A 14,868-nucleotide genomic window follows, 5' to 3' on the forward strand; every position below is an offset into this window, starting at 1 on the left:
TGGAGGCCAACCGATACATCAACATGGACGACCTGCGCGAGCACAAGAAGCTCGCTCTGCGCCAAGCCGCATGACCAGCATCATGATCGCCCATTTTGCAGAACTTGACGCACACAACCCCGGCCGCCGCCCTGAATGCGCTCCTTTTCTCGTTTGGCATGATTTCGAGAAGGCGATGCGACAATCATCGAGCACAAATGAACGAACTCCCCAGCCGGCGCGCGGGACTTGCCTGTTTGTGGACAACCGGTGATGCATTGGCCGATTGGCTGAAGCCAGGCTTCTTGATCTCGATAGTGGATCATCTCGCTCGGGTTCGGGCGCTCGTAGTTTCGGACCGATCGCCCAATCCGATGTCGCTCACAGCGACAGCCAGCGCGCCACGATTCCGCCGACACGCATATGTTCGCGCCGCAGCGGCTTGTGACAGACGCCTCTCAAATGATAGCTCCATCTCCTCTAAGCATTGCGTGAGACCGGCATTTTTGTCGAGTCCATTTGCACCCTCGGGTGAGTGGTGAAGCCTGGTTTCAAGTCTCCTCGTTTCGATCCGAATAGACAACCTCCTGAAGCTCACAGCTAGGGGCGATCAGAGTACCTAGATTTAAGACATGTGTGAGGCCCCATCTAATTCTTGGATAGATATGATATCGATTCAATATTTGCCCGCCAGGAATCAACAAAGTAGCTATCGACTGATAGAAATCATGCTGCGGACCCCAACTGATGGGCGGATTAAGCCCCTAGGCTCGATCTGCGGGAAGCGTGCCTTTTTAGCGGACCGGTCCGTGCGGTAAGAGATGAGGGTGTCGAGTCGGCCGCACATGCGATCAACGCTCGGTGCTGTCTAGCTTGCCCATTACTTCAAGCACCGGACCTGGGCAGGGAAGGGCAAGGCCCGACTCTCTGAAACCCTTCTGCGCGGTCACCTGACATTCGGCAACCTCACACGTACGCGTATTGGGCCGAAGACAGATATGTTCACTGCCTTCGCTCGCTTGAGCTGATGGATAGAATTTGCTGGGGGACCAATTGCCCTTTCGGCCACCGTTTGAGAGCAAGATTATGAAACTAAAATCCGGCCCGGTGCAACTAGACACTTGGGATCTACGGATTCTCTCAGAGGTCCAATCCGATGGTCGGATTTCGAAAAGCGAGCTCGCAAAGCGTGTTCACCTTTCAGCTTCAGCATGTTCGGAGAGGCTTCGTGTGCTCGAAGGCGCAGGGATCATTGAGGGGTTCTACGCGCGCCTGAGTCCAGCCCTCATCGGGGGCATCATATCTGTAATGGTGGAGGTGGTTTTGGACCGCCATCGGCTTGAGGATCAACGGCACTTCGAGACCGCGATCCAACAGATTCCGGAAATCCTCGACTGCTGGGCTATTGGGGGGCGGGTTGATTATCTAATGCGCGTTTCATCGCCTTCCATGGCCGCGTATCAAGACTTCATGGAGGGACTGCTAGAGGCCGGCTTGGGGATCGAGCAATACTACAGCCTTGTCGTTACGAAACCAGTGAAATCCAATTCACCAATTCCCTTGTCCTCCCTAAAACAGAGATAAACGCTTGAAGCGCTGATTCCACGGTGGTCGGCGCCAATTCCGGGAATCTTAGGGCCAAAGACGTACATTCCCGCGAAATCTGAGAGGCATTTGCGGTATAAAGAGCGGGTCGGCCGGGTGTACTCCACAATTTAGGGTGCGCAAGCAACGATGCGCTTGAGACAATGGCTACCGAAAAACTACGGAAGAAGGACGAAGGTATGGCTGCCCACGAGAAGTACAAATTCAAAATCGAAAACGAGAGTTACGAATGGAGCAATCGGTTCATAACGGGCTCCGAAGTGCGAGGCCTTGGTCCTGGCATACCAGACGGCATGGACTTGTATATGAAAGTAGCCGGCCATCCCGGTCGGCTGGTTGGGGGGGATGACCCAATCGATCTGGGACAGCCGGGGATCGAAAAGTTTTACGCCCAGGATGCAAGCTCCGAAGCCGGAAATGCATAATGGCACTGTTGTTCAATTCTGATTACGAGACACTTAAAAAATCTGGTGTAAGTTTTGAGGAACAAGAGGGTGACCGATTTATTATTTTCAAAAACTTTCCGTTGCCCAAGGGTGTTTATGTGTCCGACGAAAAGCCCGCGGATGCGGTCGATGTATTGTATGTCATTCCGCAGAACTACAATGTCTCGGGGGGGGACATGTTCTGGGTACACCCGCGATTGTATAGGGCTGACGGTGGGTTGATACCAAACACTGGCGGCCCTGGTCCCAATGAGGATCCGCGCACTCACGCAGGCGTGGTGTTTTGCCGCTGGTCTAGGCACTGGAATGGAAATCCTTGGAAAGCAAAAGTCGACAACGTTCAAAACATCATGGACCGGATTTCGTGGGCGTTTAGATACCCTGACGCGAGGCGTTCTTGAACGGACCTCGCATTGCCATTACCGGTTCTCTCGACAGCAGGCTCAAGGGTTGGTTGACGGGGCACCCCGACGGTCACGAGCGCGGCGCGCTAGTTCTCTTCCGCAAAATGGAAAGGACCGTAGCGGGACTATCGCCGTCAACGCGTTTTGTGGCGGTTGACGTGATTGAGATGGATGGCGACTGGATACTAGAGAGCTCCCCGGTTCACTTGCGCATCAATCTGCGCAGGTTGCAGGACATCTACATTCGTTGCGAGCGGGAGCGGCTCGAGTTGGGGTTCGCCCACAGTCATCCAAGAGGCGTTTTGGATTTCTCGACGAAGGATGATCTGAACGAAAAAAGCATTCTGAGGGGATACGCTGGCTGCAACGGCCGTGATGTGTCGCTTATCGCGACCGTTTTGGCTGACGGGCAGTGGTGTGCGAGAGTTCGGTCGGGTGCGTCGCCTGACCGCGTGACTGATGTCCGGCATGTCTGTGTGCTCGGGGCTGACTTGGCAGTTCATCTGGGCAAGACAGATGAAGCCACTCCATCGGAAGTGCTCCGGCGCCAGGAGGCTGCCTTTGGCAAGCCTTTCAACGATAAGCTCAGATCGTTGCGTATCGCAATCGTCGGATGTGGTGGAACGGGATCGTCGGTCGCCACACTCGCCGCCCGGGCCGGCGTTGGCGAACTCATCATTATCGACGGGGATTTGCTCGAAGATAGCAATCTCAATCGCGTGCGCGGATATCGCAGTTCCGATATCGGCGAGAGTAAAGCAGCCACGTTGGCCCAATACATACGAGACCTAGGTTTATCGGTAGCTGTCGCTGCCATCCCGGCATATGTGAACGAGTCCCCGGAAGCGATTGATGCGATCTCCAGCGCTGACCTAGTGTTCGGCTGTACTGACGATGTTGCTGGAAGGGAGGTCCTCAATCAGGCAGTGTACTACTACTGCCAAGGCCTTATTGACTGCGGACTCACAGGCAAGATTGATTTCGACCAGGAGCGTCAGCCTTATCTGCGTGACCATAGAGGCCGGGTTAGCACAGTTCTGCCCGAATTTGGTGCGTGCTTGAGGTGCCAAGGCGTCGTCACTGAGGAAAAGCTCAGCTACGAGAGTGCGCTAAAGGAACGTCCGGAGTTGGCGGAGCTGGATCCAGAAACGCTTCGGACGGAGTTCTATCTAGTCGGGGGCGGCGAGCGGGCTCCCGGCGTGGGTCCTTTCACCAGTGCGACTGCCGATATGGCCGTAGCGACATTGTTTGATCTGGTGCGCCCCTACCGACGGCTTCCTACCGACATTAGCCGCGACAACATATGGTACGACTTCGTGCATATGGCAATTCACAGCAATATGCCAAGGGACAATGCCGAATGCTTTTGCTGCGGTCCGAATGGCTTATTGCTCAAGCCTGAGGATGGCTGCCGGCTCGATATGCCGTCCCTAGGTAAGGCGAGTTAATTGGTATGTGGTCTTGGCTGCTAAGGCTCGTGTGGCGGCTGGAGGAAATCATCCTCGGTCTTCGTACTCCAAAAGAACCCAACAGGACTCCTTCTGAGGAGCGACTTCCGGGTATACTGTTCGCTCGGAATGAAGTTTTCGAAAAAACACCTCCGAATGACAGGGTCACGCCAGGACAGTTCATCACGATCGTGCACAAAGGGCGGCCATACTGGTCCCTCTTTAGGTGTCCCTGTGGCTGTGGCGAGGTCGTTTCGTTACCGATGCATCCTCCGCATGACCCCTGGTGGCGTATCCAACTGAGCCAATACGGGAGGCCGACTTTGGATCCCTCTGTCTGGAGAAACAAAGGGTGCATGAGCCATTTCTGGCTTAGAGACGGAAGAGTTTACTGGTGTGGGGATACCGGTGTCGAGCCTTGGCGAGCCCGTCCAGATCTATACGAAAGGAGGATCTAGAGCACGCTCCTAGGATCGTGGACCGATAGTGACGAGATGTGGGCCTTCGCTGGTAGATGAGGAGACTCCGGGCGGCCTTCTTGAGTATGCCTGCCGCATCACTCAGCGATCCGAACGCTCATAACCATAACGCTGCGGATCTGTTTTGAGAGCACGGTGGTAATCCTGATCAGCGCAATGGGTGCTGCCACGATCGCGCGCATCAGCTCGTGTGACACGAAGAAGGCATCGCGGAGATTCCGCTGGGGATCTGCGATGGCAGCCCGGGCGGTGCTATCTCGAAATACGACGCCCTCGGCTACGCATGCGCTACCCTTCGCAGATATCCGCCGGCGATCAGAGCACGGCGGCGTGCCTCGATACGTCCGCATGAAGGCAGGGTAACTCGCGAGGCCCAAGATCCGGGTTTTTCACGGCGTTCGAGGCCGATTTTCGCGAATTCGTCGGCTAAAGACGTGCATTCCCGCGAAACTCGAGAGGTGTTTGCGGGTATGCTTGTTTTTAATAGGTGGCTGGGTGAGTGTCTTCTGCCTACTGCTCGCGAGGAGAGGAACTATGAGCTTGAGTAATCTGGGAACCGAGCAACTGCGGGAGAAGGATCGAAGCTTCGTCTTCCATCCGTCCACGCACTTGGCCAAGCACAGCCGCGGCGAGACGCCAAACCGGATCATGGCCGGTGCGGAAGGCGTGTACATCTGGGATACCGACGGCCGAAAGAGCCTTGACGGTTTCGGAGGGCTTTACTGTGTCAACATGGGATATGGATGCTCGGAGATCGCCGAAGCCATCGCTCGGCAAGCGCATGAGCTGCCGTTCGCGCATGTCTATGCCAGTCAAGGCACGGCGCCGGTTGCCCTCTTGGCAGAGGCCGTGGTCGAATATTTCGGTCAGAATATGCGAAGGGTCTATTTCGGCCTTTCGGGTTCCGACGCCAACGAAACCAACATCAAGCTGGTCTGGTACTACAACAATATCCTCGGCCGCGCTGAAAAGAAGAAGATCATCTCGCGCAATCGCGGATATCACGGGTCCGGGCTGGTCACCGGAAGCCTGACAGGGCTTCCGTTTTTTCACGATTTCTTCGACCTGCCTCTGAATTTGGTGCGCCATACGACGACGCCCCACCATTACCGCCAAGCGCATGATGGCGAAAATCAGGAAGCGTTCGCCAGGCGCTGTGCCAACGAACTTGAAGCCCTTATTCTTGCTGAGGGTCCAGAGACGGTTGCCGCCTTCATCGGAGAGCCGGTACTTGGGACCGGCGGCATCGTTCCGCCCCCTAAGGGATATTGGGCCGCGATCCAAGGAGTGCTTGACAAGTACGATATCCTTCTTATCGCCGATGAGGTGGTCTGCGGCTTCGCGCGAACCGGTGAGAAATTCGGTTCCCATCTCTATGGCATGCGTCCGGATTTCGTGACCATCGCCAAGGGCTTGAGTTCAGCCTACCTCCCTATCTCCGGGTCAATCATCGGCGATCGCGTCTGGTCGGTGTTGGAACAAGGAACGGAAAAGCACGGCCCACTCGGCCATGGCTGGACATATTCCGGTCACACGCTTTGTGCTGCCGCAGCGCTTGCCAACATCAAATTGCTAAAGGAAAGAAACATCCTGGAACATGTTCGGGACGTCGGACCCTATTGGCAAGCCCGTATGAAAGCCGAACTGGAGGGACATCCCATTGTCGGCGAGGTTCGCGGCATCGGCATTTTAGCCGCCGTGGAGCTGATGGGGGATCCGAAGGGCCGGGTGCCATTTGAACCCGGACTTCAGGTCGGCGTGCGGGTCGCCGCTGCTTTGTTTGAAAATGGCGTCATAGGCCGCGCCATGCCGCATGGGGATATTCTCGGCTTTGCCCCACCTTTGATCATTACCCGAAAAGAGATCGACATCATCGTCGATGCGACTGCGAAATCACTCGATACGACCTACCGTGCGCTGCAGGCGGAAGGCGCGATATGACCTGGCGTGAGACGACGCCTTCAACTCGGATCGCCGGGATATTCACGTGCGGCAGCCGTGTAGCATCATGAGCAGGGGCGCAACAATCCGCTCCGTTTTTGAAGGCAACTTGCATGGAGGGTGTGCCAGCCGATGCCGAAATACGACGCCAGTCTCGAAAGACACAGTGCCGCCTTCGCGTGCGAAGACGCTCACGTGAGCTGCTGCAAGAATGTAGAGGTGACGCTCTCACACCCCAATGTACCGTGAGGCTGAGCTCCTCCATCTCCAGCCGCACGCAAAAAGACAGCCCGACCGCAATGAAGTGCAAACCCAAGAGGACAACTGCACCCTGCTAACAGATGGCGCTGGAATGAGGTCTCGACGTCGATAACAGCGCCGTCGAGCACGTATCGCCCTCCCAAGGCGCACGGCCCGGCACGGAGCTCAGTCTCCGGCCGGGCCTTCACCCAGAATGGCTGCGCATTCGCCCGCCCGTCTTGGCTCCTGGAGGGGCCAGAACTCACTGCAGTTTAGCTATGCAAGACGCTTTTCATAGATTTGTAGGGCAGATCGCAGACAGCGCTGACGCGACTGACCTGCGCAACGCTCTGGGCGAGATTGCCTCTTCGCTCGATTTGCCGTCTTTCGCCTATTTTTTCCCTTCTTCTGGCAAGGGCCGCAACGTGCGCCTGATTTCCACCTACCCTCTATCCTGGACATCTCACTACCTTCACAGTCGGTATGAAAAGATTGACCCGGTAATTCATCGAGCGCGTGGTGGTCAGGAACCATTCAACTGGGATGCGCACGGTGCTGATCTCGAACTATCGACGCAGCAGCGACAACTGATGGATGAGGCGACGCAATTTGGCATTCACTGCGGCTTCACGATCCCGATCCATGACAGAACCGGTAAATTTGCAGCACTGACCTTCGCCTCCGATGAAAGGCGACCACCGTTCTTTCGCCTGATTAATCGATATGACCGCGCGCTCGAACTCATCGCGATCTTCTTCCATATTCATGCCTGTCGCAAGCTGGCCGACGGCAGGACCGTGGATGGCGTTACCCTCTCTCCAAGGGAAATGGAGTGTCTGAAGTGGGCGGCTCGGGGCAAGACGGCGTGGGAAATCGGCCGCATCTTGGGAATCAGTCGGAGCACCGCAGCCTATCATCGGGATAACGCCAGGAAGAAGCTTGGCGTGAAAACGGCTATTCAGGCAGCTGTTCGGCTTGCACTGTCGCGGCCATCTCTCTTCATCTGACCTCCCGGAACCTGGGCACATACACAGGTTGTTTCAACTCCGGCCTTTGCCTTCAATCGCAGGTGCTATCCATGCGAGGAGAAGGCCATCATGTTGCAGTTGATCACGCCGGGTTGTTACGCTGAGTTCAGCGACGAGCTCGAGCAGATGCATCGCTTGCGGTATCGCGTTTTCAGGGATCGACTTGATTGGGACGTTTCGTTCAGCGGCGGCTTTGAGGTCGATCCGTTCGATGCGCTTCGTCCCCATTACCTATTGCTGCGTGCGCCCGCCGGACGCATCGACGGCTGCGTGCGCCTGTTGCCGACTACAGGACCGACGATGCTGCGTGATAGCTTCTTCGCTCTTCTTGCCGACCGTCCAACGCCGGAAGATCCACGTGTTTGGGAAAGCAGCCGTTTTGCGCTTGATCTGCCGCCTTCCGCGCCCAAACAGGGGGGCATCGCAATTGGCACCTACGAGCTGTTTGCCGGAATGGTCGAGTTTGGTTTGTCACGCGGTCTGCGCAGCATCATCACCGTAACCGATCTGCGCATGGAGCGGATTTTGCGTCGCGCCGGCTGGCCACTCGAACGACTGTCCGATCCGCAAACAATTGGCAACACACGCGCCGTTGCCGGATATCTCGACGTCTCGAGAGAGAGCTTGGAAGCCCTCCGCCGCAATGGCGGGCTCAAGGGCCCGGTCCTGTGGACCCCGGTCATTAAGATCGCCTGAGCCTGCAATCCAACCCTTTTTGGACATGATGCAATGGACGAAACAAGACCTGGCCCTGCTTGGCCGGACAGGCAAGATGATCGTGCCTATGGCTATGTCGACCAGCTCACAAGCCGAGGCTGGGCCTGGGAATTCCTCAGGCGCAATCCGGACTTCCAAAAAGATCTGGCGAACGCGCTACGCGGTGCCGAACGCACGAACGCCCGGTCCATGGACATTATCAGCCTGGCTTCGAATACTGTTGATCTCTCGCGGTGGGGCCTTCTGTTTTGCAAGCTCAAAAGGAACTGATGCGAGCGTCTTTTGGTGCCCCTGCCAATGTCCGCATGTTTTGCCCATTGTGGCCGAAACGGCGGCGCGGCAGCGCGGGGTCGACTTGCTTGATCTCGCCCGGCACTCCTGCCGCATCTCCATGCTCGTCACGCGGGACGGGCATCAGCACCTCCTGGTCGAGGACAGTGGCAGGAGCTTGCAGCTGGCTGCTTCCGGCGTCAGCATCCTCGAACCTGTGCAATTGACATCCTCCGTCCTCTGGTCGCCAGAGGAACTGAAGCAGCGCCTGAACGCGTTGGAATGTCTGAACAGCCTCTGTTGGACCGGCAGGCTGCAATCAGGATTCTTTCCGACCGAGCCCCGTAGCTCGCGGTTGCGCCGAGTCTTGCATGCCCTCGACGGCTTCATCGCTGGCATATCACACCGCGAAATCGGCCTTGCTCTCTTCGGCAGAGCCCGTGTCGAGCAGGACTGGGCCGACCCCGGTGACCATCTTCGAGACAGCGTCCGCCGTGCAGTCAGACGCGGGCGCTCGCTAATGAACGGTGGTTATAAGCGTCTTCTTCTATAACGCCACCATCAGGCCTTTTGGCGGCCAGAGAACAGCTCCTTGTACCCCGCCACCACCAGCCAGTGGGCGCGCGCGAGATGGCTGCGAACCGCCCTTTGGGCGCGCGCAGGCTCTTGCACCGGATCGATTCCCAATATCGCCTGGGCCATCTCTTCTTCGCTGGCATTGCCGGCGCATGCATCTAAGAGCTTCAAATATGTCGTGAAGTGCTCATCGTCGTAAGCGGTCAGGCTCTCCGCCCATGGGACCTCGTCGGCAACAGCAGGTTTGAGCAATCTGTCTACCATTTCATCTCTCGCCGTAAGACCTATCCCGCGCCGCGCAAATCTTTGACCGCACAATATCCTAAGATGGGATAATCCGAAACTGGGATTAGTCCATGAGCCGGTTCCTTCTTGGCCCGGTTCGTCTGATGCCGAAATCACTTCGATCAGCTCGCCAGCGCCGGCTGCTGCAACGACTGATTGCGGCGCGCAAAACCAAAGGGGCCACCCAGACCCAGGTTGCTGATATGTTGGGCCGGCCACAATCGTTCGTGGCCAAGTACGAGGGTGGTGAACGTCGGCTGGACGTCATCGAGTTTCTCGAGGTCGCCGAGGCTCTCGGTATCGATCCTTGCGAGCTTCTGGCACAATTGCGTCGCGCTCGTGACCTGTAGATGGCGTGCGCTTTGTTTGGCCGACAAACTTCACGATTCCCGTCCTTGAGTTCACGGCTCAGGGGATTTGCCCTCGCGAAATGTTGTCGTGCAGCCGCTCGCCCTTTGATGTCTCTGATCTTTGTAGAGAATACACCGTGGTGAAATCCTCGACAAGAGGGTGGCTTCTCGTGCATGGAAATCCGAGAGGTCTTTGCCCGCAATCTGCGTAGGCATCGTCAAAAAAAGAAATTGTCCCAGGAAGCGCTGGCGCATGAGGCTGGCGTTGACCGAACATATGTCAGCGCACTTGAGCGCTCGGTCTATGCCGCCAGCATTGATACGGTGGCGAAACTCGCCAGAGTGCTCGGAATCGATCCGGCCGATCTACTCAACCCTCATTCTGAATAAATCTGGAAGCGGGGATGAAACGCGGTTGATGAGACTCGGCCAGAAGGTTTTCAGGCATTCATGCTGCTGACAGGAACGCCCGCGCGCCTTCGCAGCCGGTGCTCGTGAACCGAGCCCGCTTTCTTCGGCAAGTTCAGGCGGTCTCGGCCATTCGGCTTCGCCCCTTGGCGTGGGCAGCCTTCGGGCTGTGACGGCCACCGCCTTTGCGGCGGCGCGGTTTGTCTGTTGGCCTTTCCCGGTGGGCGCGGGGTGGGCGGCACTCCCTTCTAGGCCCGCCGCGGCAGCCCGCAACCCTTCGCGTGCCGCTCAGGGTGCTCCTCTTCGTTCCGGTCCTTCGGGTGCGGTCCGCCTACTACGGCGGGCCTTTCCGGTCGCGACTCGCCGCCCACCCCGCTAGCGGGGAAAGCCGCGGCGATTGGTGAGCGGAGGATGAAACGGCGCATGCAAACAGTAAGCGTTGTGCCTGCACAGAGGCTTGCGCAGGCAAGGGCATGCGCCCCGGCGCCAGCCTTTTATCAGGAGATCACCGACCGCATCATTGCCGAGCTGGAGCCCGGCACCGTGCCATGGGTCAAGCCATGGGGCAGCGCAAAAGCAGGCCTCGTCCTGCCGAGGAATGCAGCCAATGCGCCAGTCGCCGCTCCTGCAGCAAAAGAACAGCAGCTGCCGCAGCGTGGCTGACAAGGCATCTTGTCGGCGTCGAGGAGTTCCGTGATTGCTTAACACAGGCGCATAGCTCAAACATGACGTCCGGGAGAATGATGCCGCGCATAGACCTAACTTTGGTTTCCATCAACAATATCCAATAGCCATCCTGGTCCGAAGCGCATCTAAGCACCTCCATTTCAGGCGTTAGTCGAGCCCGCATTGACCACGAGGTTACCCTTCTTGGTCCGCTGGAGGAGGGCGGCCGCCCCTCGACAACGGCTTCTTCAGGTCGCGCGTGCAGGGACGACCGTAAATAAGGGCGCATGAGGCGCCCTTATTTCCGATCGGCGATCAGCAGCCGTCTTCACCTTTCGTAGTTAGAAGCGGTAGGTGACACCTGCGCCTATCAACCAGGGATCGAGCTCCGCCTTTCCCGTCAGCTTCGCGCCGTCGACCGTGACGTCGAAGTCTGGCTTAAGGAAAAGCTTCTTCACGTCGAAGTTGACGCCCCAGTGCTGATCCACCATGTAGTCGAATCCGACCTGCAGCGCGGTGCCGAACGTGTTCTTGACCTTGAGAGCATCGGCACTGCCGGCACCCTGGTTACAGAAGATCGTGTAGTTCACGCCGGCGCCTACATAGGGCTTGAACGCGCCTAAATCGGTAAAATGATACTGCAAGGTGAGCGTGGGCGGCAGCAGCCAAACCTTGCCGATATTGCCCAGCCCGCCGATCGTACCTTGGCCCCCGATGTTAGCATAGGTGGTGCCGAGTATGAGCTCGGCGGCGATGTTGTCGGTGAAGAAGTAGGAGATATCGAGTTCCGGCGTCACGGTGTTCGAATACGAAAGATCGGAGCCGGGCACTGCATTGACGTAGCCCGAATCCTCAGTGACGACCCCCAACGCACGCAGGCGGAGCTGCCAAGGGCTTGGCGCTTCCGTCACCGAGGCTCCCGCCTGCGGGACGCTCGCCGCTTGCGCAAGGTCCGCCGCGACGGCCTGCTGTCCCATCACAATGAGGACAACGGCCGCTGTTACTCCCCGCGCCGCGCGCATTTGGTTTCTCGCCATGATATTCTCTCCTTGCTCTTCAGAAATGTGGACTGAATTACGAAAAATCCTGCTCGAATTGCTTGATAGTGGCGGAGCGCTCATTGCCCAGTCTGCTTCGCGGCTGCGACCGCATGTTCGGCGCGCTTGATCATGGCATGATTTCTCCTCAGTCCGTGCCGCAGCGCGTTTTGCGGACTCCTTTGCAGGTGTCGTGCCAAATGAGAAAACCATTTCAGAACAATACGATTAACCTGATTGCGCTGTGTCTGATGTCCGACATCGTCGAAGATCCGACAACGAATGCAGCCGTGACCGCCTGATGAGAACCTCCTGTGCGAGCTCGGTGGGCACTGCGGAATAAGCAGTGAAGCTCACTGCGAAACTGGCCGAGCTTCGGATCGACATCGGCGACGGGGCGATCGACGGCCACTACGTCGCCGGTGTCGGGCGCGGCACAGTCTGCGGACTCTGCGGCGGCGATCATCGAATAACTGCGTTTACGGCTCCATCCTGGCCGACCGGTGGGCGCGCAAAAGACTGCTGTGCGGCCTCATCCCCCCGCCTGGATTGAGTCGCAGGGACCGAATGGCGTCGTGCTTTTGGAACCGGCAGACTGGTCAGAACGCAATTCTCCTTCCCGCTATCTTTACAGAGATTCGACAATCCAGTTGGTGAAGGCCCCAGATCGCGCAATCATTGATGCGCTCAGGTCTGGGCATGCGCCCATCCGCAACCATGTCATCAAGAGCATCGATCCGACACCAACACAGAGAATTGGTTCCTCATGAGAGAGGCGTCGCGGCGGACATGAGATTGCGTCACTCTTCATGATCGCCGCCTCCGAGGATGTCGGGATCGAGCCAGTGCAACGGCACGATAGGGCGAAGGATCTGGCAGCTCTTGCAACTGCCGACCTCAATGGGAGAGGCACATCGCGATTTGTCCGGCAGAGACACAAGGTTCTGCACTGTTAGTTATGATGCTGGTCTCCATGAGAAGTATTCTGGTGCAGAAGGTGCCCGATTAGCTATTCGGAAAAGGCGACATCGACTACAAATCGGGCACCGCCCTGAAGCGTCCCCCTCAATGTCGGATTTCGGACAGGACGTAAATCCGCCAACCCGTTGTTTAAAAAGCTTCCTTCTCTGGCACGGCCTATGCATGGGACTCTGCGAACGCATCAGCGAGACGCCGTCCATGATCATGCGCACCGAAAATGCCGTCGCCGTAGTGAACACCGCGCTTTCGCCTGCCATCAAGCCGCCGAAAGGCCGGCGCGTCATGGTCGGGCCGGCGATTGGGCCGGCTTCAAACACGTTAATGGGCCTGCAAAGCGTCTCGCGTGACGGCGACGCGGGCATCCAGACGAACGGAAAGACATACGTCGTTGCCCCACGTCGCCGGCCTAACCCCTCGATTTCACCGCGCTGGAATGCTCCGGTCTACATTCGACGACGCGAACGCGCTGGGCAAATTCTCGCAAACCCGGTCGGGACCGGTGCTCCGAACGTCCGCGAGGGGGGCCAGCGGCTGCGGCCGATATTCGCCGCGAACAAACCGCCTAGTGAGAAGACTCTATAGGAGGAAGCAGTGGAGTTATCTTGCGTTGGGATCGGTGCTGGCCCGTCCAATTTGAGCCTCGCGTGTCAGTTACACGAGCAAGTTGGGAAAGGGGCCGTGTTCCTGGACCGGCAGGTCGACTTCCGCTGGCACCCAGGCAGTGCATTCGATTCCTCGGAGCTCCAGGTCAGCCACTTCAAGGACCTGGTCACTCTAGTGAATCCGCGATCAGCCTACACTTTCGTAAACTTCCTGCACGAGAACGGGCGTCTGTATCACTTCCTGAACGCACAGTTCGAAGCCGTGCTCAGAGTGGAGTTCGAACAATACCTGAAATGGGTCTTCCACAGGAACCCACTTGTGCGTGGCGGCGAGACAGTGCGCGAAATCCGCTTTGACGGCGAGTTTCGGGTGCGGACGGATAAGGCGGTTCTCGGCGCCAGAGACGTCGTGGTCGGCATTGGCAAGCAGGCGCAAATTCCGCCTCAGTTCCAGGGCTGGACTGGACGCAACCTGTTCCACTCATCTGTTTTACTGCACATCCACCCTGAGGTGCGGAGAAAGCATGTCTGCGTGGTCGGCGGAGGACAATCGGGAGCCGAGGTGATGTTGCATCTTATCGGCCTGCCGAAAGAACGGCGGCCTGCCTCGATCACTTGGGTCTCGCAGCGCGAAAACTATCTGCCTCTGGACAACAGCCCGTTCACAAACGAGTTGTTCATGCCCTGCTTTTCGGATCGTTTCGCGGCCATGAGCGAGTCGCAGCGTAAGCTGCTCCTGCGGCGTTTCGTGCTTGCCTCGGACGGCATTTCAGAAAGCACGTTGCGGGCGATCTATCAGGCGCTCTACCGCCACGCATTTTTCGAGCCAAACCGATCCGACATCACACTGCGGCCGGGCTGCACCGTCTCGCACTGCATCAACGCCGGCGCGGGTCACAGGCTGACCCTGCAGCACGGCATGGTCGAGGTCGAAGAAGTCGCGGCTGACATCGTCGTGCTGGCCACCGGTTACGAGAACGCGATCCCAGACTTCTTCGAACCTATCGCGCACCGGCTGGAGCATATCGACAATGAATTAGCTATTCGCGAGGATTTTTCGGTGAGCTGGGACGGACCGCGTGACAGACGCATCTTCGTACAAAATGCGAGCCTCGGGCAGCGCGGCCTGGCCGATCCGAACCTAAGCCTGCTGGCCTGGCGCGCGCGCCGCATCCTCGATAGCCTTATTGGGCGCGCGCCATGCGCGAACCCCGAGCATCCTGGCTTCATCAGCCATACCTCGATCGAGAGCTGGCCCGCCCCCGCAGCCGAAGAAATGGGCAGCGGGATATGACTCGTAGACTTTTGATCATCGGCGGTGGCATCCTAGGAATGATGTCCGCCTCCGCTGCGGCGAAGGCCGGAGGCTTCTCCGAAATTGTGACCGAACAAGTTCTTGGACCAAG

Annotated in this window: 19 protein-coding genes; 16 read left to right on the forward strand and 3 right to left on the reverse strand. The window is 57.8% G+C overall.

The features are described from left to right. The first annotated feature begins 1,065 nt into the window (after positions 1-1,065). The 9 genes from NKJ75_RS05220 to NKJ75_RS05260 all read left to right on the forward strand — a co-directional run bounded on the left by NKJ75_RS05220 (position 1,066) and on the right by NKJ75_RS05260 (position 8,557). Entirely contained in the window at positions 1,066-1,563 is a 498-nt protein-coding gene (locus tag NKJ75_RS05220; protein WP_352499268.1) for an Lrp/AsnC family transcriptional regulator, read from the forward strand. 164 nt (positions 1,564-1,727) lie between these two features. Next, the gene (locus NKJ75_RS05225; protein WP_352499269.1) at positions 1,728-2,009 is read left to right on the forward strand and encodes a multiubiquitin domain-containing protein; all 282 of its coding nucleotides are present in this window, start codon (positions 1,728-1,730) and stop codon (positions 2,007-2,009) included. Next, entirely contained in the window at positions 2,009-2,431 is a 423-nt protein-coding gene (locus NKJ75_RS05230) for an E2/UBC family protein (protein WP_352499270.1), read from the forward strand. The genes NKJ75_RS05225 and NKJ75_RS05230 overlap by 1 nt, the downstream gene beginning before the upstream one ends. Next, positions 2,428-3,882, forward strand: a complete 1,455-nt coding sequence (locus NKJ75_RS05235) for a HesA/MoeB/ThiF family protein (RefSeq protein ID WP_352499271.1) — start codon at positions 2,428-2,430, stop codon at positions 3,880-3,882. Before NKJ75_RS05230 ends, NKJ75_RS05235 begins: the two co-directional genes overlap by 4 nt. Positions 3,883-3,887: 5 nt before the next feature. After that, entirely contained in the window at positions 3,888-4,340 is a 453-nt protein-coding gene (locus NKJ75_RS05240) for a ubiquitination-like system serine protease family protein (RefSeq protein ID WP_352499272.1), read from the forward strand. A 555-nt stretch (positions 4,341-4,895) separates the two neighbouring features. Further along, entirely contained in the window at positions 4,896-6,302 is a 1,407-nt protein-coding gene (locus NKJ75_RS05245; protein ID WP_352499273.1) for an aminotransferase, read from the forward strand. Positions 6,303-6,820: 518 nt separating this feature from the next. Continuing rightward, positions 6,821-7,549: a LuxR family transcriptional regulator gene (locus NKJ75_RS05250; protein ID WP_352499274.1), complete on the forward strand. Its 729-nt coding sequence runs from the start codon at positions 6,821-6,823 to the stop codon at positions 7,547-7,549. 90 nt (positions 7,550-7,639) lie between these two features. After that, entirely contained in the window at positions 7,640-8,266 is a 627-nt protein-coding gene (locus tag NKJ75_RS05255) for an acyl-homoserine-lactone synthase (protein ID WP_352499275.1), read from the forward strand. A 33-nt stretch (positions 8,267-8,299) separates the two neighbouring features. Beyond that, positions 8,300-8,557 (forward strand): transcriptional regulator domain-containing protein, encoded by a 258-nt coding sequence (locus tag NKJ75_RS05260; protein ID WP_023747687.1) that lies wholly within the window; start codon positions 8,300-8,302, stop codon positions 8,555-8,557. On the opposite strand, the gene NKJ75_RS05265 is transcribed toward NKJ75_RS05260, so the two are convergent. Then, positions 8,544-8,780, reverse strand: a complete 237-nt coding sequence (locus NKJ75_RS05265; protein WP_352499510.1) for a hypothetical protein — start codon at positions 8,778-8,780, stop codon at positions 8,544-8,546. The genes NKJ75_RS05260 and NKJ75_RS05265 overlap by 14 nt on opposite strands. Between NKJ75_RS05265 and NKJ75_RS05270 the strand changes: the two genes are divergently transcribed. Beyond that, on the forward strand, positions 8,679-9,110 hold the full coding sequence (locus NKJ75_RS05270; protein WP_352499503.1) for a DUF2285 domain-containing protein: 432 nt from the start codon (positions 8,679-8,681) through the stop codon (positions 9,108-9,110). The genes NKJ75_RS05265 and NKJ75_RS05270 overlap by 102 nt on opposite strands. An 8-nt stretch (positions 9,111-9,118) precedes the next feature. Here NKJ75_RS05270 and NKJ75_RS05275 read toward each other — a convergent pair whose 3' ends face one another. After that, the gene (locus NKJ75_RS05275) at positions 9,119-9,397 is read right to left on the reverse strand and encodes a DNA -binding domain-containing protein (protein ID WP_023671869.1); all 279 of its coding nucleotides are present in this window, start codon (positions 9,395-9,397) and stop codon (positions 9,119-9,121) included. Between the two features lie 92 nt (positions 9,398-9,489). Between NKJ75_RS05275 and NKJ75_RS05280 the strand changes: the two genes are divergently transcribed. The 3 genes from NKJ75_RS05280 (at position 9,490) to NKJ75_RS32835 (ending at position 10,839) form a co-directional block, all read left to right on the forward strand. Next, on the forward strand, positions 9,490-9,768 hold the full coding sequence (locus tag NKJ75_RS05280; protein ID WP_352499276.1) for a helix-turn-helix domain-containing protein: 279 nt from the start codon (positions 9,490-9,492) through the stop codon (positions 9,766-9,768). Positions 9,769-9,942: 174 nt separating this feature from the next. Further along, the gene (locus tag NKJ75_RS05285; protein WP_023682784.1) at positions 9,943-10,158 is read left to right on the forward strand and encodes a helix-turn-helix domain-containing protein; all 216 of its coding nucleotides are present in this window, start codon (positions 9,943-9,945) and stop codon (positions 10,156-10,158) included. Positions 10,159-10,587: 429 nt separating this feature from the next. Beyond that, positions 10,588-10,839, forward strand: a complete 252-nt coding sequence (locus NKJ75_RS32835) for an ArdC-like ssDNA-binding domain-containing protein (RefSeq protein ID WP_502903830.1) — start codon at positions 10,588-10,590, stop codon at positions 10,837-10,839. A gap of 344 nt (positions 10,840-11,183) precedes the next feature. On the opposite strand, the gene NKJ75_RS05295 is transcribed toward NKJ75_RS32835, so the two are convergent. After that, positions 11,184-11,864 carry an OmpW/AlkL family protein gene (locus tag NKJ75_RS05295; RefSeq protein ID WP_352499504.1) on the reverse strand — a complete coding sequence of 227 codons (681 nt, stop codon included), beginning with the start codon at positions 11,862-11,864 and terminating at the stop codon, positions 11,184-11,186. A gap of 98 nt (positions 11,865-11,962) precedes the next feature. On the opposite strand from NKJ75_RS05295, the gene NKJ75_RS05300 reads away from it, so the two are divergent. From NKJ75_RS05300 to NKJ75_RS05310, 3 genes are all read left to right on the forward strand, one after another. Continuing rightward, positions 11,963-12,181, forward strand: coding sequence for a hypothetical protein (locus tag NKJ75_RS05300; protein ID WP_352499277.1), 219 nt, complete (start codon positions 11,963-11,965; stop codon positions 12,179-12,181). 877 nt (positions 12,182-13,058) lie between these two features. Continuing rightward, positions 13,059-13,442 (forward strand): hypothetical protein, encoded by a 384-nt coding sequence (locus NKJ75_RS05305; protein WP_352499278.1) that lies wholly within the window; start codon positions 13,059-13,061, stop codon positions 13,440-13,442. Between the two features lie 9 nt (positions 13,443-13,451). Further along, positions 13,452-14,756 (forward strand): lysine N(6)-hydroxylase/L-ornithine N(5)-oxygenase family protein, encoded by a 1,305-nt coding sequence (locus tag NKJ75_RS05310; protein WP_023820147.1) that lies wholly within the window; start codon positions 13,452-13,454, stop codon positions 14,754-14,756. Positions 14,757-14,868 lie beyond the last annotated feature (112 nt).

The sequence above is a fragment of the Mesorhizobium sp. M0058 genome (assembly GCF_040323095.1).
Classification (GTDB): Bacteria; Pseudomonadota; Alphaproteobacteria; order Rhizobiales; family Rhizobiaceae; genus Mesorhizobium.